The following is a 23,262-nucleotide window of genomic DNA, read 5'->3' on the forward strand; positions in this document are numbered from 1 at the left end:
AAAGTGTCTTCCTATGGGAAGAATGGAAGTAAATCTACTTTTCTTTTTTTAAAGCTTGCAAGGTTAGATTTTCAAAATCTTCAATATCAAAGGGCTTTTCTAAGTAATGATCCGCACCTGCCATTCTCGCAAGCGATTCTATGTTGGTGTTGGCGGTAAAATAAACCACGGGAATATGGGAGAATTTCTCAGACGCTTTAATCATTTGTGTAGCGTGCACTCCGCTAATATCAGGTAACCAATTGTCCATGAAAATAAGATCTGGCGTAAACTGCTCCAATTGAGAAAGTAGATCGGTTGTGGTGGGAGAAAATTTCACCTCACAACCTAAGTCTTGTAAAATCTCAACGCATAATTCAAGGATTTCTTCGTTGTCGTCAAATAAAAATACTTTAGATTTTGCCATAAGAATCGTCGTTTAAAGAATTAAGTAAGGGGGCGATTTGTTCTGGTTTTAAAACATGATCAATGGGAGCATGATCAATTGCATTTTGCGGCATGAAAGAAACCTGCGCAGATTCAGGATCTTGTACGAGGGTGAGTCCTCCTCTTTCTTTTACTTTTTGAAGACCACTCGTTCCGTCTGAATTTGCTCCAGAAAGGAGTAGTGCTACTAGGCCTTCTTCAAAGGTATCGGCGGCGGACTCAAAACTTACATCGATGGAAGGACGAGAAAAGTTGACCTTTTCAGAGGCATCTAAAGAAAGTGTTCTGTCTTTTTCCATGAGGAGATGATAGCCTGGAGGCGCAATGTAAAGCGTAGAGGCCTCTAAGGTCTCCTTTTCTTCCGCTTCTTTTACTTTTAATTGAGTCTTGGAAGCGAGCAGTTCAGTGAGCATTTCTTCTTTGCCTGCTTTTCGGTGCACCACAAGAATTATTGGAAACAAAAGGGAGGCACTGAGACTCGGCAGAAATTTAAAGAGTATGTTTAAACTTCCGGCTGAACCACCAATCACTAAGGCTTTGCAAGTTCTCATTTTATCTTAATTTTCTCCATATTTTGGCCCCAGGCATTCTTTCGTAGTTTTTCGTTATCGGGGAAAAGTCGAGGCTTTCTTTCGTCCCTAAAGCAATGTAACCAAAAGTTTCTAAACTCTGGTCAAAAAGAGTAAACACACCGTTTTGCAGTTCTCGATCGAAATAAATAATCACATTGCGACAAAGAATGAGTTGAAATTCGTTGAACGAATGGTCTGTGACTAAATTATGGGTCGAGAAGATAATTTTGCTTTTTAATTCGCTCGAGAGTTTTCCTAAAGAGTAATTGGCTGAATAATAATCAGAGAATTGCTCCGTACCCCCAGAGGCGAGGTAGTTCTCCGTATAAAGCTTCAATTTGTTCAATGGAATCATGGCTTGAGAAGCGGTCTCAAGAACGGCCGAATTTAAATCCGTCGCATAAATTAAACTCTTATCAAGTAATTTGAGTTCCTTTAATAGAATGGCCACAGAGTAGGCTTCTTCGCCCGTACTGCAACCTGCAATCCAAATGCGGATAAACGGATAGGTTCGTAGTTTAGGTAGAATTTCTTCACGAAGATTTTTGTAAAATTCAGGATCACGGAACATTTCGGTTACGTTGATTGTAATCTCTTCTAGAAAACGTTTGAAATAAGATTTGTCGGTTCGGATTCGATACCGGTACTCTGCGAAACTGACAAATTTATCGAGAGCAAATAGGCGAACGATCCGACGCTTGAGAGAGGCTCTCGAATAGCCCGTAAAGTCGTAGCCATACAATTCAAGAATGTCGGATAGTAAAAGTTCAATATGCTCGTCTTCAAAAGATTCCAAAACAGATGTTTTTATAAGTAGGTTTGTAATACGGCTAAGAGTTGATCCATAGCCACAGGTTTGGAAAGGTAGCCGTCCGCTCCCGCCTCAAGGCATTTTTCCTTGTCTCCAGTCATCGCTTGGGCGGTCACTGCAATGACGGGTATGTTCTGAAGGACAGGATTTTTCTTGATTTCTGTAAGAGCTTGGTATCCATCCATCTCAGGCATCATCATGTCGAGTAAAACCAGTCCAATGCTCGGGTCTGTCTTTAAAAGCTCTAAGCCTTTTCTCGCACTTTGCGCTGAAATACTTACATACCCCTTCGCTTTTAGAACCGCACTAAGGGCGTAAATGTTTTTGCTGTCGTCGTCTATGACTAGAATTTTTTTTGTCGGGTTCATGGATTGTTTTTTTTTAGGTTCTATCGTAAAGCCAAACTCTCAATAGCGAAATGAGTTGATCAATGTCGACCGGTTTAGAAATGTAATCCGAAGCTCCAGCGGCAATGCATTTTTCACGGTCTCCCATCATCGCTTTGGACGTGACAGCAAGGATAGGTAGCGTTTTGTGCGAAGGGTTGGTTCGGATTTGACCGATGGTTTCGTATCCGTCCATTTCCGGCATCATCATGTCCATTAGGACAATGTCAATTTGAGAATTCTCATCCAGGGTTTTAAGAGCTTCTTTGCCGTCTAAGGCAGGCAGTACATTCATCCCGTGAAGCTCTAAGGCTTTAGTGAGGGAGAAAATGTTACGCACGTCGTCGTCCGCTAGAAGTACGGTTTTGTCCTTAAGAATATTTCTAAGCGTGCTTTGGGTATCGGCAGAAGATTGTTTTTTGTCCTTTTTGTTTTTCTCTTCTACCAAATGCAAAAACAGTCCCGCTTCGTCCAAAATACGCTGGTAAGAATGGGCGGTTTTCACCACGATAGAGTCCGCGTATTTTTTGATCCGCGTTTCTTCTCCTTTGGATAGGTTTTTTCCTGTAAACACGATGATAGGCAGCTTCTCGAGTCCCTCTTGCTCTTTGATGGTCTCAAGGGTTTCATAAGCCAATCGGTCTGGAACGCCCATGTCGAGAATGACGCAGTCTACTTTATGGCTTGTGAGGGAATCAATGCTTTCATCTACGTTGGTTGCAATCGTGTTGGAAATAGAGTTCGTGCTTAAGAAATAACTAAGTGCCTTGGCATGCTGCGGATTTTCTTCCACAATGAGAACCTTTTTTGGAGAGCGACTGATCGCTTTTTCTAAGGTGTTGAAAATAACTTGCATTTGCTCTAAGGCAAAAGGCTTGTTAATGAAATCCACTGCGCCACGCAAGAGACTTTCATGCTTAAATTTCATTGAAGACATGATGTGTACAGGGATCGGTTTGGTTTTCGGATTCGATTTAAGTGCTTCCATTACTTGCCATCCGTCCATTATTGGCAATTGAATGTCTAATAAAATGGCGAGAGGATTGTAGTGTTCGGCAAGCTCAATTCCTTGGTCACCTCTGACGGATACAAGTCCTTTGTATCCTTTTTTGCGGGCGTAATCCAGAAGGATTTTCGCAAACGAAGTATCGTCCTCAATGATCAAAATAATTTTATCGTCTTTTTGGATCGTATCGCGGTCATCCTCGACAGCTTTGGGAATGCTAGAAGATAGGTAGCGCTGCTGTCCCTCCTCTGTAGGTTCTTTAGGAGCGAGTACTGTAGGAATCGCCTCAAAAGTCTCTGTCAATTGCTCCTGGGGAACCTCGGATACTTCTGTGGCATTGATTGGAATAATAAGAGTAAAAGTGCTTCCTTTTCCTTCCTTACTAGAGAGCGTAATCTCTCCCCCTAAAAGTTTAGAAAGCTCACGGCTAATGGAGAGGCCTAGACCGGTTCCTCCGTATTTACGCTGCGTAGATCCGTCCGCCTGTTGGAAGGCTTCAAAGACCATTTGAATTTTGTTTTTTGCAATTCCAATGCCTGTATCCGACACTTTGAAATGCACCTGGCCTTGGTCCTTGTCACTGGAGATGTCAAGCGTTACTGTGCCCTCGGAGGTGAATTTTAACGCATTGGAAAGGAGGTTTCGAAGGATTTGTTCCACACGCAATCTGTCCGTGTAAAGAGTTTCTATTTCTAAATCCTTTGTTTTGATTTCAAGCTTTAAGTTCTTTTCTTTGGCGATTTCTCCAAAGAGCATTTGCATGCTATGGGTAATCTCTTTAACGTGCACCGTATGGAGTTCTAAGTTCATCTTTCCCGATTCAATTTTCGAGAGATCTAAAATCTCATCGATTAAGGTAAGGAGTCCTTGTCCGGAACTATGAATTACACTGGCGTATTCCACGTATTGCTCTTCCAATTCCTCTGTTTCGGTCATCAGTTTGGATAAAAGAAGAATTGAGTTGAGTGGGGTGCGCAGTTCGTGCGACATGTTAGCCAGGAATTCTGATTTGTATCGTGTGCTCTGTTCTAAGGCAATTGACTTTTGTTGAATGTCTAGGTTTCTCTGTTCAATTAGTTCGTTTTGTTCTTCTAGTAAGCTTGTACGCTCTTCTAGTTCTTGGTTAGATTGCAAAAGTTCTTCTTGTTGAACGCGAAGTTCTTCCTCGGAGGCTAGTAATTTTTGAGACTGCGCTTCCAGTTCTGAATTAATATTCTCCAGCTCCGATTGCTGGCTCATGAGTTCCTCACTCTGCGCCTGGGTTTCTTCTAAAAGTTCTTGAAGTCTAATGCGATTCTGCGTATCAAAAATAGAGAGACCGATGGTGCCCGCTGCACTTCGCAAAAACTCAAGTTCGGTTTCACAGTACGTATGGGTCGAGGCAATCTCCAGCACACCTAAAGGCATGTTGTGACGAGTAAGGGGAAGAATTAATAAATTGGTAGGCAAAGTTTTTCCACTCGAATACGTAACTGAGGGGGAATTCTCATTAAACTCCTGCACAAGAATTTCATTTCTCGATTGGAAGGCCTGACCTAAAAGTCCTTCTCCTATCGCGATCCTTCTCTGCATTGCACTAGAATCCAGGGCAAAACTTCCTTTTAAATGAAGTTGATGGTCCTCTTCTTCGAGAAGGTAAATGGCTCCTAAGAAACTTTTCGTTTTGCTCGTTAGGAACTCCAAGATTTCGTTACTAAGAGTCTCTAAGCTTTTCTCTCCCAGCATTCGTTCACTCAGTTGAGCACTTGCAGAGCTTAACCACTGTTTATCCTCTAAGAGTTTGAAGGATGAATCCAAAGAGTCGGACATTCGATTTAAAGAGATTGCCACTGTGCCTAGGGTATTCTGCATGTTTTGGTCCCATTTGATATTGTAATCGCCCGAAGAAATCTGTTCTGCGACCTTTCCAATGGCTAGAAGACGGTTTTCGCTCTCTTCGTTTTTCTTTTCTACTTCTTGACTGAGAGAAAGGGTTTTTTTATAGCTTTCGTTTATTTTCCGAAAGAAATAGAAAGTAATTAGAAAGGCGAGCAGGGCAGAGGCCACGATTAATAGAGGTGTATACGAGGCAAAACTATCCATTCGATTGGTGCGCTTTTGAAGCAGGGCTTGCTCCTCTCGCTGCATGCGTACAACGGCCGATCGAATGTTATCCATTTGGGTTTTTCCCTCCATCAATTCTAGGGTTGAAGTGCCGCCGTGTACCTCTCGTAAGGCTATGTTTTGATCTAGTAATTTCACGCGAGCCTGGATGCTTTCGCTTAAAAACTGAAAATTGGCCCTTTGTTTATCGCTATCACTTAACTCTAAGCGAACTTCTTCTACGGCCGTGCTAATTTTTTTCTTCCCTTCCTCAAAGGAGGGTAAGAATTGAGTATCGCGCGTAAGAAGGTATCCTCTTTGAGCCGTCTCCACATCTTTCACTAAAGAGAAAAGGGTGGAAATGTCTTGAATGGTCTCGTTGCTCTTTTTTACTTGCGTAGAACTCTTAATTAGATTGGTAATGCTAATATAAGAGGCCACGGAACTGGCAAGGAGAACCAAAAGTGCAAGTCCGAGACCGTAAAGTAAATTGGATTTAAAATTCATGCTTGGTTTATTGAGTTGCCCCTTCATGAGGGATTGGGGTTAGTTGTAGAGGAAGGCTAAAGAAAAATTCAGAGCCAAACCTGGGTTTGGAATGCACTCCCACAGTACCTTCGTGGCGGTGAATGATTTCTTTGCAAATGTAAAGTCCGATTCCAAGACCTTGGAACCGCTCAGAGGATTCCTCAATTCGGTAAAATTTATCAAAGACTTTTCGGCGATTTTCTTCACTCATCCCAATGCCTTTGTCGCGGACCGAGAAAAAGACTTGGTTGTCTTTCTCGTAGGTTTTGATAAGGACCTGGGTTTCGCCCGGAGAGTATTTAATTGCATTGGTCAAGTAATTAATGACCACCTGTTCAATACGGTTTTCATCGCCATAGATTAGTTCACTATAATGAACTTCATGCTGAAATTCGATGGAGGGATTTGAGGGTTGCATCACCTCTAAGACCCGATCTACCAAACTACTCATCGAGAAGTAGTTTTGGTTAAGGCGCATCTTGCCACTTTCAATATTAGAAATATCAAGAAGATCCGCAATGAGTAGGTTTAGCTTTTCAATTTGATTTTGAACTTTGCTCAGCCTTACTTTTGTGGTTTCAATATCGCCTTTCAGAAGGCTTCGCTCCATGAGTTGAATATAGCCCTTGACGCTCGTCATCGGAGTTTTTAACTCGTGACTTGCGATGCTAATAAACTCGTCTTTTTTTCGTTCTGCATCTTTTCGAGTTTCTATTTCTGCGCGAAGGGTGTCTTGCATTAAATTGAGCGCCCTGTTTTGTTCGTAAATGCGGTAAAAGGTTTTTACTTTTAATAGCAGAATATTCATATCCACCGGTTTGGTGATGTAATCCAGTCCACCGGAGGAGTATCCACGCGTGATCAAACTTAGATTAGCACTGGCCGCAGACAGGAAAATAATGGCGGTTTCTTTGGCTCTTGAAAAGCCTGAAATGGCCTCTGCTACTTCAAATCCATCCATTTCTGGCATTTGAACATCCAGAATAATTAATACATAGGATTGGTTTAAGATTTTTCGAAGTGCCTCTTTACCAGAAGACGCGGTATCGACTGTGAAATTGTTTTTTTCGAGTACTTTTTTCAGTGAAATGATGTTCTGTGGAGAGTCGTCAACAATTAGAATCATGAGCTCAAAACGATTATCGGTTTTTAGATGCTTGCAATATAGCAATTTTGAGAGGTTTGAGGTCTTATATAATTTCCATTTTTAAACTCTTTTTTTCTTTCCGCTTTTAAGAAGAAAGCATTGAATTGTCGTATTTTCTCAAGAGGAGCAATTAAAGCACTCTGTAATCGTCTAATTTTGTTTTCATTACGGAATTATCTTAAATTTTACATAAAATCAGAGAAAGCGAAGGGTTGAATTGAAGCGTTTTTCTGTATATTTACCCTATCATTAGACTGAGAATATGAATAGAATAGTGGCCCTTTTGGTGTTTTTTGTGAGCGTGCTGGGGTATGCGAAGGGAGGAATTGAGTTTAATGATTCTCCGTTTTCGGATCTTTTAGTGGAGGCGGGCAAACAAGATAAACTCATTTTTATCGATGCGTACGCCGTTTGGTGTGGACCTTGTAAACTCATGGAGAAAAACGTGTTTCCGGACGAGACCGTGGGAGATTTTTACAATTCCAATTTCATCAACACCCATATTGACATGGAAAAAGGCGAGGGGAAAGATCTCGCAGTGACCTATGGGGTGAATACCTTTCCGCATTATTTATTTTTAGATGCCCAGGGCGAGGTGCTAGTAAGAGGCTATGGATATTTAAATAAGGAAGCATTAATTGGACTAGGCCAAAAGGCGCTAGACCAGAAAAAACAGGGCAGTATCAAGAATCGCTTTGAAAAGGGAGAAACGGATCTCGCTTTTTTAATGGAGGCAAGCAAGAAGTATCTTAGCTCAGAGCCTCAGTTCGCGAAAAAAGTGGTCAACCGTTATTTTGAAATCAAACCGATGGGACCCTATAGCCATGAAGAAGTGGCGCTGCTTCTTTCGTCTATTGAATCCACAAAAGATAAAACGTTCGAAGTCTTTTCTAAGAACAAAAAGAATATTTTAGAGCTTTTGCCACGCGATATTTACGATTCGTATGAGCAAAGAATACGGCTTAACACCCTAGCCAAGTCGGCTATGGATATAGAGAAAGGGATTTTAGACGAATCTCTTTTTTTGAATGGAGCAATTAAACTTTTAGGACCTGAAAAAGGAAATTTGGAGCTCCACCGATTGGCTATGAATTTTTACCCCTCTGTGGGCAATTTTGAAAAATATGAGAATGCCGCGATTTCCTATCTTCAAAAGGGAGAGTCGATTGAGAGTTCTGTATTAGACGAGGCATGCTATTTGTTTTGGAAACACATTCAAGATCCACAGGCCCTTTCTAAGGCTGTCCTTTGGGCGGAGCAGTCCGTCGAAAGAGAAGCTCGTATGGAAAACACCTATCTTCTTGCGCTTTTGCACCAGAAATTAGGAAATACAGAGCTTGCGAGCAGCAGCGCAAATCTGGCCCTTGCCCTTGTGAAGAAAGAAGGAAGAGATCCTTCTCTGGTGCAAGAACTAATTAGTGAGCTTGAAAACAGTTAATGAAACCCATTTTTTTTCTTACGAGCCTTGTTTGGCTTGGAACCACTCATTTTTCTGCGCAGCAGCAAGCAGAAGATCACAAACTCTTTTTGAAAGGCAACGCCCTTCTTGCTCCCGCGCTCATCTTAAATGCAGGAGCTGAATACCAGCTCTCCCGCAAACAAACCCTTCAAGCGGACATCCTGGTATCCCCTTGGAAATCCTTTGTAGGAAACCATATGCAAGTCTACATGGGACATATTGAGGGAAGACATTATTTTAAATCCGCAATGGACGGATTTTATTTAGGACTAAACGCAGGGTTTGGTCTATACGATTTAACGAAGTGGAATTACATCGGAACGGAAAAATTTCAAAGAGGATTTAATTTCATGGTCGGAGCAACCCTTGGATATCAGTGGCAGATTCATGAGAAGTGGAATCTAGATGCTTTTATCGGAGGGGGAACCAGTCAAGGAATGTACCACGGGTATGAGCAAGTTCCACCCGACAAATGGATTCGTTACGACCAAGCGGAAGGTTGGAATAAAAGTGGAGAATGGCTTCCGTACCGCGGAGGGCTTATGGTCTCTTATAAACTGAACTAATTATGAAACTATTCGGAAAAGCACACATTGTATTTTCAATCATTACTTTTGCCCTAATTTTTGGGATGAACTATATTGGCAGCGATGCAGAGGACAGGCTTTCTCGCGCACTATTAAATGGCGCCGCAGGCGTGATTGGACTGTCTATTGGTATGTTTATCCTTTACAAAAACAAGGACGATAAAAACAAACCTGAGCCGTTCGATTAGTTCGGGTAAATGATGTATTTGCTGCGAATGGCCTCAAAAGAAATGAGTCCCTTCTCCCACGATTCTCGAATCTCTGATTCGGACTTGCCTTCTACGATTTGTTTGCGTAGAGCATCCGTTCCTGCCAGTTTATCAAAAAATAGATTCTTCAAAAAGAAATTTTGATTTGGATTCTTGTATGCCTGATAGGCTTTTAGAAGATACGAAAGATCTAATTTGCGTAAATCCGTAGGCTCAAGCGACAGATTTTCTCCATAACTTTTTTTCCCGTTTAAGAAAGGGTCGCTTGCTCCGGGCATCGGTTTTGGCGTAAAGCTATAAGGAAGTGAGGGCGTCCAAGGACTGCCATAGACTTCAAACGGGAGATTCGTTCCCCGACCTACAGAAACCTGCGTGCCCTCAAAAAAGCATAACGAGGGATAAAGGTTAATCGCCTGGTCCGTCGGTAAGTTCGGAGAGGGTTTTACCCGCATCGGATACCGCTCTTTTTTATGGTATCCTAGCATCGGAATGAGCGTATAGGAAGGCTTTACTTTGTTTTTAAGCCATCCCTCTTCAATGGTCATTTTTCCATATTCTCCAATGGTAAGTCCATAGACTACGGGCACAGGATGAAGACCTACAAAACTTGAAAATTTAGATTCTAAAATAGGTCCGTCGGTATATCCATCGTGCGGATTCGGACGATCTAGAACGATGACTTCTATCTTTTGTTCAGCCGCAGCTTCTAGAACGTACGCGAGTGTGGAGATGTATGTGTAGAAACGAACTCCCACATCTTGAATGTCAAACAAGATAAGATCGACGCCTGCTAGCTGAGCGGCAGATGGCTTTTTATTGCTTCCATACAGCGAAAGAACGGAGAGTCCCGTTTTTGTATCCACTCCATTTTTAACCACGGCGCCTGCATCCGCTGTTCCTCTAAAGCCGTGTTCGGGCGCAAAAATGTGTTTGATTTTGATGTTTTGAGAGACCAAATAATCCACAAGATGCTGCCCATCCTCTAAGAGTCCCGTTTGGTTGGTGACCACGGCCACCGATTTGCCCTCTAACAGCGGCAAATAGAGCTCAGGTCGGTCTGCGCCCGCCTTAAAGCATTCCTTTGAGGAGGTCTGCGCGGATAACCCAGCGATTGCTGCGTAAAAAATTAGGCTTGTAAGAAGTAAAGTTTTAATTTTGAGGCTAAAATTCATCGGGTTGAAGTTTCCTTTCTATTTCTCGCAGAAAATTGCGTTTTCCAAAGATAGCAAAAATAATCTCTCACAGATTATCATTTTCATTGGCCGACTCTCCGTCGCCCTTGGAATTATTGTTTCTTTAATCACCGTTTCCACAGGAATTGGATCTAAAAATGCGATCAAAAATAGGATGGCGGATTTTGCCGGTGCCATTGAGATCAAAAGTGAAAACAGCAGCACGTCCTACAATTCCGCTATTTTAAATACTTCATCGGTTCGTTTAAAAGAACTAGAAGCGAGCCCTCACGTAGTCAAGGTTCAAAAATTTGTGACGGTGAGTGGGATCATGCGAACCGAGACGAACTTTGCAGGGATTATCTTCAAAGGCATTGGAAAGGATTTTGACCATGAGCGCTTCAAACAATTTGTGACGAAGGGGAGAACTCCTATCGTGACGGAAGAAGGCTATACGAATGAGGTTGTGCTTTCCGAAAAGTTAGCGAAAGACTTGCAGAAATCGGTAGGGGATAGCATTGTGGCCATTTTTTCTAAAGTAGACCAGAACCCTCTATACCGAAAATTTGAAATCTCTGGACTTTACAAGACGGACATCAAAATGATTGACGATTTGTTTGTGCTCGGAGGGATCAACCACGCGAGAAGAATTCAAGACTTGAGTTCGACGGATGTCGGGGGATACGAGGTTTTCTTAGACAACAACAACGATTTAGAAGAGGTGTTTCCTGCGGTTGCTGCGCTTGTGGGTGAGGGGAATCGGGCAGATAAAGTGACCTCTAAGTATCCACAAATCGTGGATTGGATCAATATCTTTGATGTGAATATCGCCCTGATTATTACCATCATGCTTACCGTGGTGGTCATCAACATTATCATGGTCTTACTCATCCTAATTATTGAAAGGACTCAGTCGATTGGACTTTTGAAAACCCTAGGAGCGAGCAATGGACAGGTACGGATGATTTTTATTAACTATACGCTGCTTATCATGATTCCGGGGCTTGTGGTGGGAAATGCCATTGGAATTGGATTCTTACTGCTTCAAAAATACTTCGGCATTATCTCTCTGAATCCTGAGAATTACTACGTAAGTCAAGTACCGGTGGATTTGAATCCCTTTTATATTGTAGGGATTTCGGTAGGGATACTTCTAATTTCTGCGGTCTCACTGGTTTTACCTAGTGTCCTTATTTCAAAGATTTCTCCTGTGCGTTCTATCAAATATACCTAAGGGGAAAATTGTATCTTTGCACCACTTAAATACCAGTAGAAAAGACGCTATGAACTATGCAAATACGATTCTCGAAACCATCGGGAATACCCCACTTGTAAAATTGAATAAAGTGCTAGGACCTGATTTTCCAGCCCTAGTCCTTGCCAAAGTGGAAACGTTTAATCCTGGGAATTCTGTCAAAGACCGTATGGCCTTAAAGATGATAGAGGACGCAGAAAAAGACGGACGTTTAAAAAAAGGAGGGACCATTATTGAAGGGACCTCAGGGAATACGGGAATGGGACTTGCCCTTGCCGCGATTGTGAAAGGATACAAATGTATTTTTGTCACCAACTCCAAACAATCCAAAGAAAAGTGCGATATCCTTAGAGCTCTGGGAGCGGAGGTCATCGTATGTCCTACGGATGTGAAACCGACAGATCCGCGTTCGTACTATTCTGTTTCCAAGCGCTTAGCTGAGGAAACAAAAGACGGATGGTACGTGAACCAGTACGACAACTTATCCAATCGTCAGGCCCATTACGAGTCTACCGCTCCTGAGATTTGGGAGCAAACGGAGGGGAAGCTTACCCATTTTATGGCAGGAGCAGGAACCGGAGGAACCGTAACCGGATGTGGACAGTTCTTCAAGGAAAAGAACCCAAGTATAAACGTGATTGGAGTGGATACCTATGGATCTATACTTAAAGAATACCATGAAACTGGCGAAATCAACTTAGAGAACGCGTACAGTTACATAACGGAAGGAATTGGAGAGGATATTATTCCTGAAAATTACGACATGAGCGTAATTGACCATTTCGAAAAAGTGACCGACAAAGACGGCGCGATCTACGCGAGAAAACTGGCAAAAGAGGAAGGGATTTTCTGTGGATATTCTGCAGGAAGTGCCATCGCGGCCCTGGTTCAGATGAAAGACACCTTTAAGAAAGACGATGTGATTGTCGTCCTACTTCATGACCACGGTTCTCGTTATGTAGGAAAAATCTATAACGACGAGTGGATGGAAGAAATGGGATGGTTGTAAACCCTTAAACCCTTCTCTATCTGCCGCGCTTTACGTGCGCAGTCAAAGAAAAGTGTCCGTCTCACCCAAGGTGAGACGGACTTCTTATTTTAGGGCCAAAAGGAGGGATCTAGGGGAGTTGCCACAATTCACGAGATTAGAATAGTCTTAAGAGCAAAACTGTCGCTATCTTTGTCGAAAATTAGATATGTCTGTACGCCTCTCCGATTTGGGAATAAACGAGTCCCTTCAAAAAGCTTTAGCGGATCTTGAAATCACGGTAGCCACCGAGATTCAAGAGCGTGTGATTCCTGTAATTCTAGACCAAAAGAAGGATCTTGTCGCACTTGCGAAAACAGGAACGGGGAAAACCGCTGCGTTTGGAGTTCCTCTTTTGCAACTCGTGGATGCACAGCAATCGGGGGTACAAACTCTAATTTTAGCACCCACAAGAGAACTAAGTCAGCAGATTTATAACAACCTAATTTCTTTCTCTACCTACTCTGTGGAAGTTTCCACCGTCTTAATCACAGGGGGAAGTACGCTTAAATCACAAATCGAGGCCCTGAAAGCCTCCCCTCAAATTCTGGTGGCGACGCCCGGTCGGTTCTTAGATTTACTTAAAAGAGAAGCCTTTGATGTGAAAGGATTAAAGCATCTTGTACTCGACGAAGCGGACGAAATGTTCCAAGTCTTAAAAGAGGATTTGATGGAGATTTTAAAAGCTCTCCCTAAAGAGCGTCGCACGTATTTGTTTAGTGCCACGATGCCTGGAGAATTAAAAGAGATTGTGCATAATTACCTAAACAAAAATGCCGTTTCAGTTCAGTCTGAATCAGATCTATTGCCGCACGAAGGAATCGATCATCAGTATCTGGTCGTAGACCCTATTGAAAAACTGGATGTGCTGCTGCACTTTCTAAATTCTCAAAAAGGAGGAAGAGGGATTATCTTTTGCAAAACCAAAGCGGCTGTAAACAAATTGGCCAAGAACTTAGCCATCCGTAAAATCCCCTCTGGGGCTCTTCATGGAAGCTTAACCCAAGCCATTCGAGATCGCATCATGGAGCAATTTCGAGAAGGGCATATTGACATACTCGTGGCCACGGATTTAGTGGCTCGAGGAATTGATGTAAAGGAGCTTGCCTACGTGGTGAATTACCATTTGCCTGATACGAAAGAGGCCTATGTGCACCGTAGCGGTCGGACAGGGAGAGCCGGTGCCAAAGGATTGTCTATGACGATCCTTCAAGAGGAAGAGGTTAAAGACATTGCTGCGTTTGAAAAAGAACTTGGAATTCATTTTGAGCCGGCAGGGAAAGTAGATGCAAAAGACCTAGAATGGAACAACACTCTGGTTTGGGCAAAAAAAGTATTCAAAACCAAACCCAACCGTGAAATTCCAGAAGAGGTTAAACTTCAAATCAAATCCACTTTTCATCACCTAACCAAGGAAGAACTCATTGAGAAAGTGATTGCCAATTATTTAATTGAACACAGCAAGTAGAAAGAAATTTATAAGTTGGATAAGAGGGGAGCCTCTTTTAATTCCAACGTTTACAGTACGTTTCGATTCTTAAGTTCTTGGTCAATCGCTTTTTTGCCCGCTGCCTTTTTTGTAAACATGGGAATGAAAAGAAGTGGAAAGAACGTAAGAATGCTCAGTCCATTGTTATAGGTACTGTAGATCGCGATGCCGATCAAAACGCCGACCATGACCGCGTTCGTTAAGAGGGCCGTTTTAATTTTTGCTCGCTCTGAAATGAGCTCCTGAGTGCTTTTTTCGGATAGTTTTTCGTTAGGGGTCATAGAGGTTGAGTTTAAGGAATTAAACGTTCAAGGGCATTGACAAGAGACTTTGTTAAAGAGCGTCTTGTAAACTTTTCAATGGAAGCCGAGCCTTGTTTTTTTTCGCCGGACTCAAAAAGGTCCATTTCTTTTTTCAAAAATTCTTTAAGCGCGCTCGATTCGTCATACGCAAAATGAGACCCGCTTTTCGTTTCTTCTAGAATCTTCTGTACATCTGCAGAGGGTGGTCCAAAGGACAAAATTCGTTTTTCAGAGGCTAAGTACTCAAAAAGTTTTCCTGGGATAATACCTTTGGAGGCACTTGAAGGAAAATTGGTGATCAGAAGTAAGGAAGCTTTTTGCATTTGTGCTAAAGCCTTTTCATGAGAGAGATAGCCTAGTTCCTTTAGGTGAGGGGACAGTGGGGAGCTTTGGAGACTCTCTAGAAGTTTGGGGTCGATTCGACCCACAAAACGAAGCTCAAGCTTCTCTTTCCATGCTTTTTCGCTTTCTACAAGCTCAATTAAAACATCCCAAAGCAGCTGGGGATTTCTTAATTGTTCTAAAACGCCAATATAACTGAGGCTGAACTTTGAATCGGACTTAGGGCTATCGTTTGAGATAGCAGGCAAATCGCTTGGGTCAAATCCATTGGTGATGCAAATCGCATTAGCACCTAAGGATTTAAACTGCTCTGCGTCAGAGTAACTGGTTGCCAAAGTGAGATCCGCGGTTTGCAGTACTTCTTTTTCTAGTGCGTGATGCCTGCGATCCGCCCACTTGGAGAGTTTTAAATGCTTGTAGTAGGATATTTCTGTCCACGGATCTCGGAAATCCGCAATCCATTTTAGGGAGGGATCCTCTTTTTTGAGTCCAAGACCAATTAGGTGCATAGAATGCGGTGGACCCGAAGTAATCACCGTATCAATGCCGTTCTTCTTCAAATAGGTTTTTAGAAAACGAAGCGAAGGCTTCACCCAAAACTTTCGGGCATCCGGGATAAAGAAATTCCCTCGAACCCAGATGGAAAGTCTTCCTTTTAGGCTCTGGTTCTCTACCTTATCAAACTGACCGGCTTTGTATTTTTGGTTGCTTGAACTAAGGAGTTCAGCCAATTGATAGGGTTCCCAAATTTTGGTTTGTACCAGCGTGAGTTCCTTTGGAACCTGCTTCTCTAGCGAAGGATCTAAAAGAGGGTAACTTGGGTTTTCAGGCGTATAGACATAGGGCTCATACCCAAACTCAGGCAAGTATTTTGTGAATTTTAGCCATCGCTGTACGCCAGGACCCCCTGCGGGAGGCCAATAGTACGTGATGATTAAAACTTTTTTTTTGTTCATTTTACGCTCCCTCTAGCTCCTTAACCTCCTTGTTGGTAGGTTTTATAGGCTTCTTTTTTCGTTCGATATAGAATCCAAGTCCGGCAAGAAGTACAAAAAGACCCGTACTCAAAAGAGAATAAAGTTTTCCTTTTTGAATGACCTCTGGCTGAAAGACCATTTTTACTTCATGACTTCCTTCGGGCAGATAGATTCCTCGTAAGAGATAATTTACTTTTATATACTCCGCAGGTTTTTGATCGACATAGGCTTTCCATCCATACGGATAGTACATTTCTGATATCACGGCCAATTGAGGCGTTTTGGATTTGGATGCAAATGCAATCTCATTGGCTTTGTAGTCTGTGAGGGTAAAGCTTGCAGTGGAATCCGCGGCAAGAGGTTTTCCTTCGAGATAAGATTGGTCTGCTGCATTAATGACCGCTACTTTTTTGCTGTCTACCTGACCGATCGCTTCAAATTCCTCATTGGCTGTTTTTGTGAAGAGAACTTCTGAGACTAGCCAGCCCGGACCGTTTGCGTCTGGATTCAGGGCCACTTGTGGATCTGCGGTCGAGCCGTAGATGAGGTATTTCGCATTTAAGAGATTCAGTACTTTGGGAGTTTGGACAGAATCCCCTCTTAAGAAATACCGATCGATGAGGTCATCGTACCTTCTTAATTTCGCAGCGGAATAGCCTCCAATGGAAGATTTAAAGTACGACGTATTGGTCTCACCAAAAGTTCCTAAAGTTTGGTTGTAGATCCGATAATGACTCGTGTCTGTCGTGGTTAATTCTTCTAAAGCCCTATTCACCGGGATTTGGCCTAAAAGTCCTTGAATGTACGAATTGTCCTTCGCTTTTTCCTGTAAGAATTCAGAGTCTTCGGTTAAAAAAGGCTGCTCTGCAAAGGCTTTTTCAACAAAATTGGTGTCGTTTAAATAGCGTTTGTTTACGCTCCAAAGATCCACTAAACTAAGAAGACCAATTGCGATTAAAACTACGTTTTGGGATAGCTTTTGTCTTAGACTCAAAAAGAGTAGAGCAAAGACAAGTGCAACATAGCCCAAAGTTTTTAGCGTGTCTTGGACAAAAACCGAATGACGGTTTTCTGCAAGATAGTCTAATAAATAAGGGGGAAGATAGGTCTTTTCACTAGGCGTATAGAAACCTAAAAGCGATTTTCCGCCTAGAAGAAGTAAAACTAAAAACAGACCCACCGCTGCACTGACCCGGATAAGTGTTTTCTGCTTTTTTTCCTTGGATATTTCCGAGCTTTGAAAGAACTGATACAGTCCTAAAATGGCCACCAAAGGCAGCAGAAGTTCTACCACCACTAAAATGGAGGAAGGCGCTCTAAATTTGTTGTACAAAGGAATGTACTCAATGAAAAAGTCTGTGAGTAGGGAGAAGTTATGCCCCCATGCGAGTAGAATCGTTAGGATACTGGCTCCTAAGATCCAGTATCGGTACTTTTTTCGAACAAAGAAAAATCCTAGTATAGCAAGGAAAACAACCACCGCACCCTGGTAAGCAGGTCCAGAGGTTCCCGGCTGCTCGCCCCAGTAAGTTAAACTTCGAAGGCCTTGAGAGATTCGATCCCACTGCGCCTGACTCTGTACGTTCTCTTGCACCAAAGTCTGGAATCCTTCCATGATCTTGTCAGATCCTTCTTCGCTACTCGCGCCGCCCATTAGGCGTGGAATGAAGAGGTTTAAAGTTTCGAGCTTTCCATAGCTCCACATCGTAATGGATTCTTTGTCAAGACCGGATTTCGTACTCGATTGGGTAGGGTTGTCTAGAATCTGTTTTCCACGGGTTGTTTCCTTTACAAATTCGGCATTCGCAAGTAATCTTTGTGAATTCATTCCGACGCCTAGAACAAACGCGAGCGCCAGAATTCCGGAACTCACTAAAAAGTGACGAAGTCTCGTTTTGTCTTTTATCGCTCTGTAGAGTTCCGATAGGAAGAGGAACCCAAGGGCAATAAAGAGATAGTAGGTCATTTGAGGGTGGTTCGCTGCAATTTGCAGTCCCATGAAAAGCGTGGTGAGAACAAACCCGAGTAGGTATTTCTTTCGAATGTAAACCAGGAGAATTCCTGCTAGCAAAGGCGCAAAATAGGCGAGGGTATGGACTTTTCCATTGTGCCCGGCCGCAATAATGATGTAAAAATAAGTGGAAAGACCAAAAAAGGTTGCCCCTAAAAGGGCGTACTTCCAGCTTTTGGTCACCACATAGCCAAGCAAAAAGAATCCCGCCATGAGTAGGAAAATATAATTGGCAGGTCTTGGCAAAATCTGCAGCGCATAATCTACTTGCTTAATTAAATCGCCTCGGAACTGAGCTCCCGATTGGTAAGTAGGCATACCCCCAAACATGGCATCGCTCCAATAGGTTTCCTGTCCGTGGCTCGCGCGGTAATCCAAAAGTTCACTTGCGCCTCCTTTGTAATGCACGATGTCGGGCTGAATGACACTCTTACCCGTAAGAACAGGAGAGAGGTACAAGAGGGAGATGGCAAGTAAAATCCCTAAGGAAAGGACTATGAATAGGAGATTAGTCTTTTTGGCCATTTGCTTTGTCGTTTAACTCTTCATACTCTACCGTTTCAGCGTCCCATTTTAAATTGGACTTCAATTTTTCTTTAGGACTTTGTGTACTCTTTTTTGGACTAGGAAATTGATAGAATTTGTTGAAAAAGAGTCTCTTTAAAATATTCCACACAAAGAAAATGATGATCGTAGAGAGTATCGTAAGAAGGATGAATTTCATGAGAAGTAAAAATCTTTATTTTTCAGGGTTGACAATGACAGTGGAAGTCGACTCGCTTTTCATGGTTTCGCTTTGTTTTCCATCGGAAAGCGTTTGGCTTTGCTTGGTTTTCACGCTCACGTTTTGGTTTTTGATCCAACCTGTGGCCTGGTCCAGCTTCACACTTCCGCTTTGAGTCAGCTCAGAGGAGATCGTATGGGTCACTCCCTCGTTTGTTTTCTTGTCTGATTTCTTCGGAATGCCGCCGGTTACTTTAATGGTAACGATTCCATTTTCTACTTTTTCAAGCGTGTAATTCGTCGTTAGTTTTACAGAACCGTCCGGTGCTGCATTTTCGGTCTCACTCCATTTTTGTCCAATTTTCGCTCCGGCTTTTGGGAGAACCATTAGGTTTTTGGTAAACTGCTCCTTAATGGTATTTTCGTTGAAGCTATCCTTGAAGCTTTGAAGGAAACCTTCTTTTTGCGCAGCTTCTTTGATTTGAGAAGTGGCGGCTGTTGTGATTTTCTTATAGATTGGGTCAAATCCAGTAATGGATAGAACTTCTCCTTTGGAATCCATTTTCATTTGAAGTTTGTTCCCTGTAAGTGCGCGGTTCATATGCCACATCATCTTTAATTGAGGGTCCTCAGGTTCTTTTCCTTTGGTGTCCACCGTCTGCGTTTTTCCTGCGGCCGTTTGGGAATTGGTTTTTCCAACTAAATTAATCGTGATGTCATAAACTCCGTCTTTCAAATCATTCACCGTGAAGCTCATCTCGTCCGTAGAATTGCTGGATGCCCTTTGGGTCTTGCCGTCCGGTCCCACGACCGATTGAAGGTTTCTTTGGTAGGTGGTAAGAGGATAGGTTTCTCCAATCGCTAATTTGAAGTTTTGGGTATAGACCCCCTCCTTCTGAGCAATGGCAGGTCCTGCACTCTCAGCCCCTAAGACCGCAGTGGAATCGGATGTAGACGCATTGGGCGCAAGGCTATCTGTTTTTGAAGTAGTCGTTGAACTTGTGTTTTCTTTTTTGCAAGCGGTCACACTTAGTAGGGCAAAAAGAACAATAGTATATTTTTTCATAAATTAAGTCGAATGTGGTGAATCTTACGATTCGAGTTTAAGGGAAAGAGATTTTTGACGAATGGCCTCGTACAGGATCGCGCCCGTGGCTACCGATACGTTTAGAGATTGGGTTTTTCCTTCAATAGGAAGTTTGATTTTTTCGTCTGCATGGTGTAGCACTTCTTTTGAAATTCCACTCTCTTCGTTCCCCATCACAAGGGCGCAAGGTTCATTGAAGTCTACATCGTAGGCTAGTTTTTGAGCTTTCTCTGTCGCAGCATACACAAGCACTCCGTTTTGTTGAAGATAGTCCACGGTGTGGGCTAAGTTTTTCTCCTTGCAAATTTTAATGTTGAAAAGGGCTCCGGCCGAAGTCTTAATCGAATCCGAGGAGATCGGTGCGCCTCCTTTTTCTGGGACGATCACGGCATCAATGCCTACGCACTCTGCCGTACGGCAGATCGCACCAAAGTTTCTTACGTCCGTGAGTCGATCTAAAATAAGAAGGAAAGGAGTTTTCCCTTCCTCGAGCATTCCGGGTAAAATGTCTTCAATGCTGTAAATCGGGACCTGAGCGATAAAAGCCACAACCCCTTGGTGAGTTTTTCTAGTGAGTCGGTTTAGTTTTTCTACCGGTACATAGTTGGGACGAATTTTGTGCTTTGCGAGTAAGGCTTTAAGTTCCTGTACATTCGCTCCAACCAGTTGGTTTTGAACAAAAATTTTGTCAATGTTTTTGCCACTTTCAATGGCTTCCATCACGGGATGGATTCCAAAGACCATGTCGTCTTTCTTGTCGATACCTTCGCTTGAGTTAAAATCTTTCATATTAATGGGTTTCGCCTAAAATGGCGCGTTTTTGTGCAAGGGCATAGCCGTAGTGTAGTCCCTCGTGCAGGTTGTTAAACTGAATGGCCTCTTCAATGGAACTAAGGGAGATCCCAAAACTTGTGGGATAATTCGAATAGTCTGTAAAGAGCTTCGCATCGTAATCTTTTGCTAAAATCTTGGAAGTCTCCGTGAGCAAGAACCCGAGGTCTTCTATTTCTGAAGTGGAGACGTCTAGGTTGGGAAGTGTTCCTTTTTTGTAGGTTTCCACCCAGTATTTATCAATTCGAAACGAATTGCCACTTAGGTAATAATGAAGAAGTTGTTGGGTCGCTACGCAGTGCGCAATGTTCCAATATAGGTTGTTATTGAATCCATCGGGAATGAGCATAAGCTCCTCGTACGGAGTGGAATCTAGGATTTCCTTTAAGTTCTTTCTGACCGTTTTATGGGTCTGAAATTGATAGGTCATAAGACTTGGTTTTAAGCCTCAAAAGTACTTTAATTAATTGTAAATCACAAGTAGAGGCGCTACATTTAAGTTCCCCTTAGGCATGCGAATAGAGGAGGCAAAGGCCCCCTTTTCCCTTAGAAGATTTTTGTGGAAGTACTTGCCCTACTAAGCCTCTATTCATGCAAACTTAGTTTGTGTCCTGTTTTCCACGCAGATAAAAACATCCTTCTTTCCTTTATTTTAGAGGGTTACAGGTACCGTGGGGTTTGGTTTTTCAGAGTTAGGAGCGGGGAGGCAAATATAAATTCAAAGACAAAATTTGAGTTTCAAAGCCAAAAATCTTGTAAATTGCACTTAGAAAGCAAAAGAAAGAGGGTTCTATAGCCCAATTCCGGCGCTTTTACATTTAACAAATTTTAACGCGAAATTGGCACTAATTGTGTTGACTTTTGCTTGTATTTATCGCAATTTTACCCACGCAATATTAAATTCAATTTATGTCAGAAATAAAGCAGGCTGAAGAGCTTCAGATTCTTACGCATAAGCTTACCGAAACCAACGCTCATTTTACACGTTTAAAACAGGAAATTAACAAAGCCATAGTCGGGCAGTCCTATATGATAGACCGACTGCTCATTGGGCTTCTGGGAAGCGGACACGTTTTATTAGAGGGAGTTCCCGGCCTAGCCAAAACCTTAGCCATCAAATCTTTGGCCCAGGCGGTGCATGGCGAATTTTCAAGAATCCAATTTACACCGGACCTTCTTCCAGCGGACGTGATTGGAACCCAAATTTACAACATTAAGGAGAACGATTTTTTAATTAAGCGAGGTCCTATTTTTGCAAACTTTGTCCTTGCGGATGAGATTAACAGAGCGCCGTCGAAAGTGCAGTCTGCACTTTTAGAAGCGATGCAAGAAAGGCAGGTGACCATTGGCGATGAAACCATGGCTCTACCCAGACCCTTTCTCGTTCTTGCGACGCAAAACCCGATCGACCAAGAAGGAACCTATACGCTTCCTGAAGCACAAAGTGACCGATTCATGCTTAAATGTACGATTGATTATCCGGACTTTGAAGACGAAAGAGAAGTGATGAGACGTGTGGCTACGGGGACTCCTGAGACTATTAATGCAGTCCTTAGCTTAGATCAGATTCTAGAAGCAAGAACCATCGTGAATCAGATCTACTTAGATGAAAAAATTGAAAAGTACATTCTGGATATGGTGTTTGCCACAAGGTATCCTGAAAAATACGGACTGAGTGAACTCTCCGATTTTCTTACGTTTGGAGCTTCTCCAAGAGCTTCCATTAATTTAGCCATTGCCAGTCGCGCGCATGCCTTCTTGCAAAACCGCGCCTTTGTGATTCCGGAAGATGTGAAAGCCGTCGCAATGGATGTTCTAAGACATAGAATTGGCCTTAGCTTTGAGGCCCAGGCGGAAGAATTAACTACGGAGGCTTTAATTGAAAAGATTCTAGCGAAAATTCAAGCGCCGTAAAAAGAGAAATTCTCTGTTACGAAAGGGAAGAAGAGAAAGGAACGAATTCTATGGACATTAAAGAACTTGTAAAGAAAGTCAAACAGATTGAGATACGCACCCGGCACAAAAGCCAGGCTGCGCTTATGGGGCAGTACCATAGTTCCTTTAAAGGACAAGGGATGGTCTTTTCTGAGATTAGACCCTACGAGCCTGGCGATGAGATTCGGAGAATTGATTGGAACAAAACGGCACGATTTAAAGAGCCTTATGTAAAGGTAATGCAGGAGGAAAGAGAGCTCAGCGTCATTCTCATGGTGGACGTGTCTTCCTCGATGGATTTTGGAACCCACAGCGCTCTAAAAAGAGAATACATGGCTGAAATCTGCGCGAGTATCGGATTTTCAGCAGCAGGCAATCAGGACAAAGTCGGACTGATCCTCTATGCCGACAAAGTTTATAAAGTGATTCCTCCGAGTAAAGGCAGAAAGCATGTGCTTTCGATTCTTTCTTTGATTCTTTCTTTTGAGCCCGTCCGCGCCAAAAGCAATCACGCCGATGCACTTTCGTATCTTATGAAAGTGTTCAAAAAGAAATCCTTTGTCTTTATGATATCGGATTTTCAAGAAGAAATTGAGCAAAGAACCCTTGGGGTAGCGGCAAGAAGCCACAGTTTGCTCGCCTTTCGGGTCAACGATCGAAGCGATTTAGAACTTCCGAATTTAGGCTACTTAGCTTTTGAAGATTCCGAAACAGGAGAAGTCAAATGGGTCAATACTTCGAGCAAACGCTGGCGCTATAATTTCGCCGAAGCGAGAAGAACCAAAGCCCGAAAATTAAAAGAAATTTTGGAAAAACACAGTGCAGGACTTATTGAATTAAACACGGGAGCACCGTATACGCGTGCCCTGCACCAGTATTTTTTAAACCGATAAACGTA

22 protein-coding genes are annotated in these 23,262 nt (G+C 42.7%); 8 read left to right on the top strand and 14 right to left on the bottom strand.

Annotated features, from left to right (window positions below):
* Window positions 1–34: 34 nt before the first annotated feature.
* The 6 genes from ACX3PU_RS03975 to ACX3PU_RS04000 are packed head-to-tail and all read right to left on the bottom strand — an operon-like array spanning window position 35 to window position 6,937.
* Window positions 35–406 (bottom strand): response regulator, encoded by a 372-nt coding sequence (locus ACX3PU_RS03975; RefSeq protein ID WP_459083621.1) that lies wholly within the window; start codon window positions 404–406, stop codon window positions 35–37.
* Window positions 393–977 carry a chemotaxis protein CheB gene (locus tag ACX3PU_RS03980; protein WP_459083622.1) on the bottom strand — a complete coding sequence of 195 codons (585 nt, stop codon included), beginning with the start codon at window positions 975–977 and terminating at the stop codon, window positions 393–395. The genes ACX3PU_RS03975 and ACX3PU_RS03980 overlap by 14 nt, the downstream gene beginning before the upstream one ends.
* A 1-nt stretch (window position 978) precedes the next feature.
* Entirely contained in the window at window positions 979–1,794 is an 816-nt protein-coding gene (locus tag ACX3PU_RS03985; RefSeq protein ID WP_459083623.1) for a CheR family methyltransferase, read from the bottom strand.
* 11 nt (window positions 1,795–1,805) lie between these two features.
* Window positions 1,806–2,177, bottom strand: coding sequence for a response regulator (locus ACX3PU_RS03990; RefSeq protein ID WP_459083624.1), 372 nt, complete (start codon window positions 2,175–2,177; stop codon window positions 1,806–1,808).
* A 13-nt stretch (window positions 2,178–2,190) separates the two neighbouring features.
* Window positions 2,191–5,790 carry a response regulator gene (locus tag ACX3PU_RS03995; RefSeq protein WP_459083625.1) on the bottom strand — a complete coding sequence of 1,200 codons (3,600 nt, stop codon included), beginning with the start codon at window positions 5,788–5,790 and terminating at the stop codon, window positions 2,191–2,193.
* Between the two features lie 7 nt (window positions 5,791–5,797).
* Entirely contained in the window at window positions 5,798–6,937 is a 1,140-nt protein-coding gene (locus tag ACX3PU_RS04000) for a hybrid sensor histidine kinase/response regulator (protein WP_459083626.1), read from the bottom strand.
* A gap of 283 nt (window positions 6,938–7,220) precedes the next feature.
* On the opposite strand from ACX3PU_RS04000, the gene ACX3PU_RS04005 reads away from it, so the two are divergent.
* Genes ACX3PU_RS04005 through ACX3PU_RS04015 form a run of 3 tightly spaced genes read left to right on the top strand, consistent with a single transcriptional unit; the run spans window position 7,221 to window position 9,192 of the window.
* Complete coding sequence (locus ACX3PU_RS04005) at window positions 7,221–8,396, top strand: thioredoxin family protein (RefSeq protein ID WP_459083627.1); 1,176 nt, start codon at window positions 7,221–7,223, stop codon at window positions 8,394–8,396.
* Window positions 8,396–8,983 carry a DUF3575 domain-containing protein gene (locus ACX3PU_RS04010; RefSeq protein WP_459083628.1) on the top strand — a complete coding sequence of 196 codons (588 nt, stop codon included), beginning with the start codon at window positions 8,396–8,398 and terminating at the stop codon, window positions 8,981–8,983. Before ACX3PU_RS04005 ends, ACX3PU_RS04010 begins: the two co-directional genes overlap by 1 nt.
* Before the next feature lie 2 nt (window positions 8,984–8,985).
* Window positions 8,986–9,192 carry a hypothetical protein gene (locus ACX3PU_RS04015; RefSeq protein WP_459083629.1) on the top strand — a complete coding sequence of 69 codons (207 nt, stop codon included), beginning with the start codon at window positions 8,986–8,988 and terminating at the stop codon, window positions 9,190–9,192.
* Here the strand turns inward: ACX3PU_RS04015 and ACX3PU_RS04020 are convergent.
* Window positions 9,189–10,385: an exo-beta-N-acetylmuramidase NamZ family protein gene (locus tag ACX3PU_RS04020; RefSeq protein WP_459083630.1), complete on the bottom strand. Its 1,197-nt coding sequence runs from the start codon at window positions 10,383–10,385 to the stop codon at window positions 9,189–9,191. The two genes, ACX3PU_RS04015 and ACX3PU_RS04020, sit on opposite strands and share 4 nt — an antisense overlap.
* Window positions 10,386–10,389: 4 nt before the next feature.
* Between ACX3PU_RS04020 and ACX3PU_RS04025 the strand changes: the two genes are divergently transcribed.
* From ACX3PU_RS04025 to ACX3PU_RS04035, 3 genes are all read left to right on the top strand, one after another.
* Window positions 10,390–11,619: an ABC transporter permease gene (locus ACX3PU_RS04025; protein WP_459083631.1), complete on the top strand. Its 1,230-nt coding sequence runs from the start codon at window positions 10,390–10,392 to the stop codon at window positions 11,617–11,619.
* Between the two features lie 49 nt (window positions 11,620–11,668).
* Window positions 11,669–12,649, top strand: coding sequence for a PLP-dependent cysteine synthase family protein (locus ACX3PU_RS04030; RefSeq protein ID WP_459083632.1), 981 nt, complete (start codon window positions 11,669–11,671; stop codon window positions 12,647–12,649).
* A 187-nt stretch (window positions 12,650–12,836) separates the two neighbouring features.
* The gene (locus ACX3PU_RS04035) at window positions 12,837–14,135 is read left to right on the top strand and encodes a DEAD/DEAH box helicase (protein ID WP_459083633.1); all 1,299 of its coding nucleotides are present in this window, start codon (window positions 12,837–12,839) and stop codon (window positions 14,133–14,135) included.
* A 50-nt stretch (window positions 14,136–14,185) separates the two neighbouring features.
* Here the strand turns inward: ACX3PU_RS04035 and ACX3PU_RS04040 are convergent, their stop codons facing one another.
* The 7 genes from ACX3PU_RS04040 to ACX3PU_RS04070 are packed head-to-tail and all read right to left on the bottom strand — an operon-like array spanning window position 14,186 to window position 20,859.
* Window positions 14,186–14,437 carry an FUSC family protein gene (locus tag ACX3PU_RS04040; protein WP_459083634.1) on the bottom strand — a complete coding sequence of 84 codons (252 nt, stop codon included), beginning with the start codon at window positions 14,435–14,437 and terminating at the stop codon, window positions 14,186–14,188.
* 11 nt (window positions 14,438–14,448) lie between these two features.
* Complete coding sequence (locus ACX3PU_RS04045; RefSeq protein WP_459083635.1) at window positions 14,449–15,756, bottom strand: glycosyltransferase family protein; 1,308 nt, start codon at window positions 15,754–15,756, stop codon at window positions 14,449–14,451.
* Between the two features lies 1 nt (window position 15,757).
* Window positions 15,758–18,313: a YfhO family protein gene (locus ACX3PU_RS04050; RefSeq protein WP_459083636.1), complete on the bottom strand. Its 2,556-nt coding sequence runs from the start codon at window positions 18,311–18,313 to the stop codon at window positions 15,758–15,760.
* On the bottom strand, window positions 18,297–18,512 hold the full coding sequence (locus ACX3PU_RS04055; RefSeq protein ID WP_459083637.1) for a hypothetical protein: 216 nt from the start codon (window positions 18,510–18,512) through the stop codon (window positions 18,297–18,299). The genes ACX3PU_RS04050 and ACX3PU_RS04055 overlap by 17 nt, the downstream gene beginning before the upstream one ends.
* Window positions 18,513–18,527: 15 nt before the next feature.
* Window positions 18,528–19,577 (bottom strand): DUF6263 family protein, encoded by a 1,050-nt coding sequence (locus tag ACX3PU_RS04060; RefSeq protein WP_459083638.1) that lies wholly within the window; start codon window positions 19,575–19,577, stop codon window positions 18,528–18,530.
* A gap of 24 nt (window positions 19,578–19,601) precedes the next feature.
* Window positions 19,602–20,387, bottom strand: coding sequence for a 23S rRNA (guanosine(2251)-2'-O)-methyltransferase RlmB (gene rlmB / locus ACX3PU_RS04065; protein WP_459083639.1), 786 nt, complete (start codon window positions 20,385–20,387; stop codon window positions 19,602–19,604).
* A gap of 1 nt (window position 20,388) precedes the next feature.
* Window positions 20,389–20,859, bottom strand: coding sequence for a DinB family protein (locus tag ACX3PU_RS04070; RefSeq protein ID WP_459083640.1), 471 nt, complete (start codon window positions 20,857–20,859; stop codon window positions 20,389–20,391).
* A gap of 479 nt (window positions 20,860–21,338) precedes the next feature.
* Here ACX3PU_RS04070 and ACX3PU_RS04075 point away from each other — a divergent pair, with 479 nt between their 5' ends.
* Window positions 21,339–22,343 carry an AAA family ATPase gene (locus ACX3PU_RS04075; RefSeq protein WP_459083641.1) on the top strand — a complete coding sequence of 335 codons (1,005 nt, stop codon included), beginning with the start codon at window positions 21,339–21,341 and terminating at the stop codon, window positions 22,341–22,343.
* 50 nt (window positions 22,344–22,393) lie between these two features.
* Window positions 22,394–23,257 carry a DUF58 domain-containing protein gene (locus ACX3PU_RS04080; RefSeq protein ID WP_459083642.1) on the top strand — a complete coding sequence of 288 codons (864 nt, stop codon included), beginning with the start codon at window positions 22,394–22,396 and terminating at the stop codon, window positions 23,255–23,257.
* The last annotated feature ends 5 nt before the right edge of the window (window positions 23,258–23,262 follow it).

It is taken from the genome of Chryseobacterium sp. A301, from assembly GCF_054489425.1.

Coding starts and splice junctions, on each gene's coding strand:
- ACX3PU_RS03975 (WP_459083621.1), bottom strand. CDS start 406: ATGGCAAAATCTAAAGTATTTTTATTTGACGACAACGAAGAAATCCTT.
- ACX3PU_RS03980 (WP_459083622.1), bottom strand. CDS start 977: ATGAGAACTTGCAAAGCCTTAGTGATTGGTGGTTCAGCCGGAAGTTTA.
- ACX3PU_RS03990 (WP_459083624.1), bottom strand. CDS start 2,177: ATGAACCCGACAAAAAAAATTCTAGTCATAGACGACGACAGCAAAAAC.
- ACX3PU_RS03995 (WP_459083625.1), bottom strand. CDS start 5,790: ATGAATTTTAAATCCAATTTACTTTACGGTCTCGGACTTGCACTTTTG.
- ACX3PU_RS04000 (WP_459083626.1), bottom strand. CDS start 6,937: ATGATTCTAATTGTTGACGACTCTCCACAGAACATCATTTCACTGAAA.
- ACX3PU_RS04005 (WP_459083627.1), top strand. CDS start 7,221: ATGAATAGAATAGTGGCCCTTTTGGTGTTTTTTGTGAGCGTGCTGGGG.
- ACX3PU_RS04010 (WP_459083628.1), top strand. CDS start 8,396: ATGAAACCCATTTTTTTTCTTACGAGCCTTGTTTGGCTTGGAACCACT.
- ACX3PU_RS04015 (WP_459083629.1), top strand. CDS start 8,986: ATGAAACTATTCGGAAAAGCACACATTGTATTTTCAATCATTACTTTT.
- ACX3PU_RS04020 (WP_459083630.1), bottom strand. CDS start 10,385: ATGAATTTTAGCCTCAAAATTAAAACTTTACTTCTTACAAGCCTAATT.
- ACX3PU_RS04030 (WP_459083632.1), top strand. CDS start 11,669: ATGAACTATGCAAATACGATTCTCGAAACCATCGGGAATACCCCACTT.
- ACX3PU_RS04035 (WP_459083633.1), top strand. CDS start 12,837: ATGTCTGTACGCCTCTCCGATTTGGGAATAAACGAGTCCCTTCAAAAA.
- ACX3PU_RS04040 (WP_459083634.1), bottom strand. CDS start 14,437: ATGACCCCTAACGAAAAACTATCCGAAAAAAGCACTCAGGAGCTCATT.
- ACX3PU_RS04045 (WP_459083635.1), bottom strand. CDS start 15,756: ATGAACAAAAAAAAAGTTTTAATCATCACGTACTATTGGCCTCCCGCA.
- ACX3PU_RS04050 (WP_459083636.1), bottom strand. CDS start 18,313: ATGGCCAAAAAGACTAATCTCCTATTCATAGTCCTTTCCTTAGGGATT.
- ACX3PU_RS04055 (WP_459083637.1), bottom strand. CDS start 18,512: ATGAAATTCATCCTTCTTACGATACTCTCTACGATCATCATTTTCTTT.
- ACX3PU_RS04060 (WP_459083638.1), bottom strand. CDS start 19,577: ATGAAAAAATATACTATTGTTCTTTTTGCCCTACTAAGTGTGACCGCT.
- rlmB (WP_459083639.1), bottom strand. CDS start 20,387: ATGAAAGATTTTAACTCAAGCGAAGGTATCGACAAGAAAGACGACATG.
- ACX3PU_RS04070 (WP_459083640.1), bottom strand. CDS start 20,859: ATGACCTATCAATTTCAGACCCATAAAACGGTCAGAAAGAACTTAAAG.
- ACX3PU_RS04075 (WP_459083641.1), top strand. CDS start 21,339: ATGTCAGAAATAAAGCAGGCTGAAGAGCTTCAGATTCTTACGCATAAG.
- ACX3PU_RS04080 (WP_459083642.1), top strand. CDS start 22,394: ATGGACATTAAAGAACTTGTAAAGAAAGTCAAACAGATTGAGATACGC.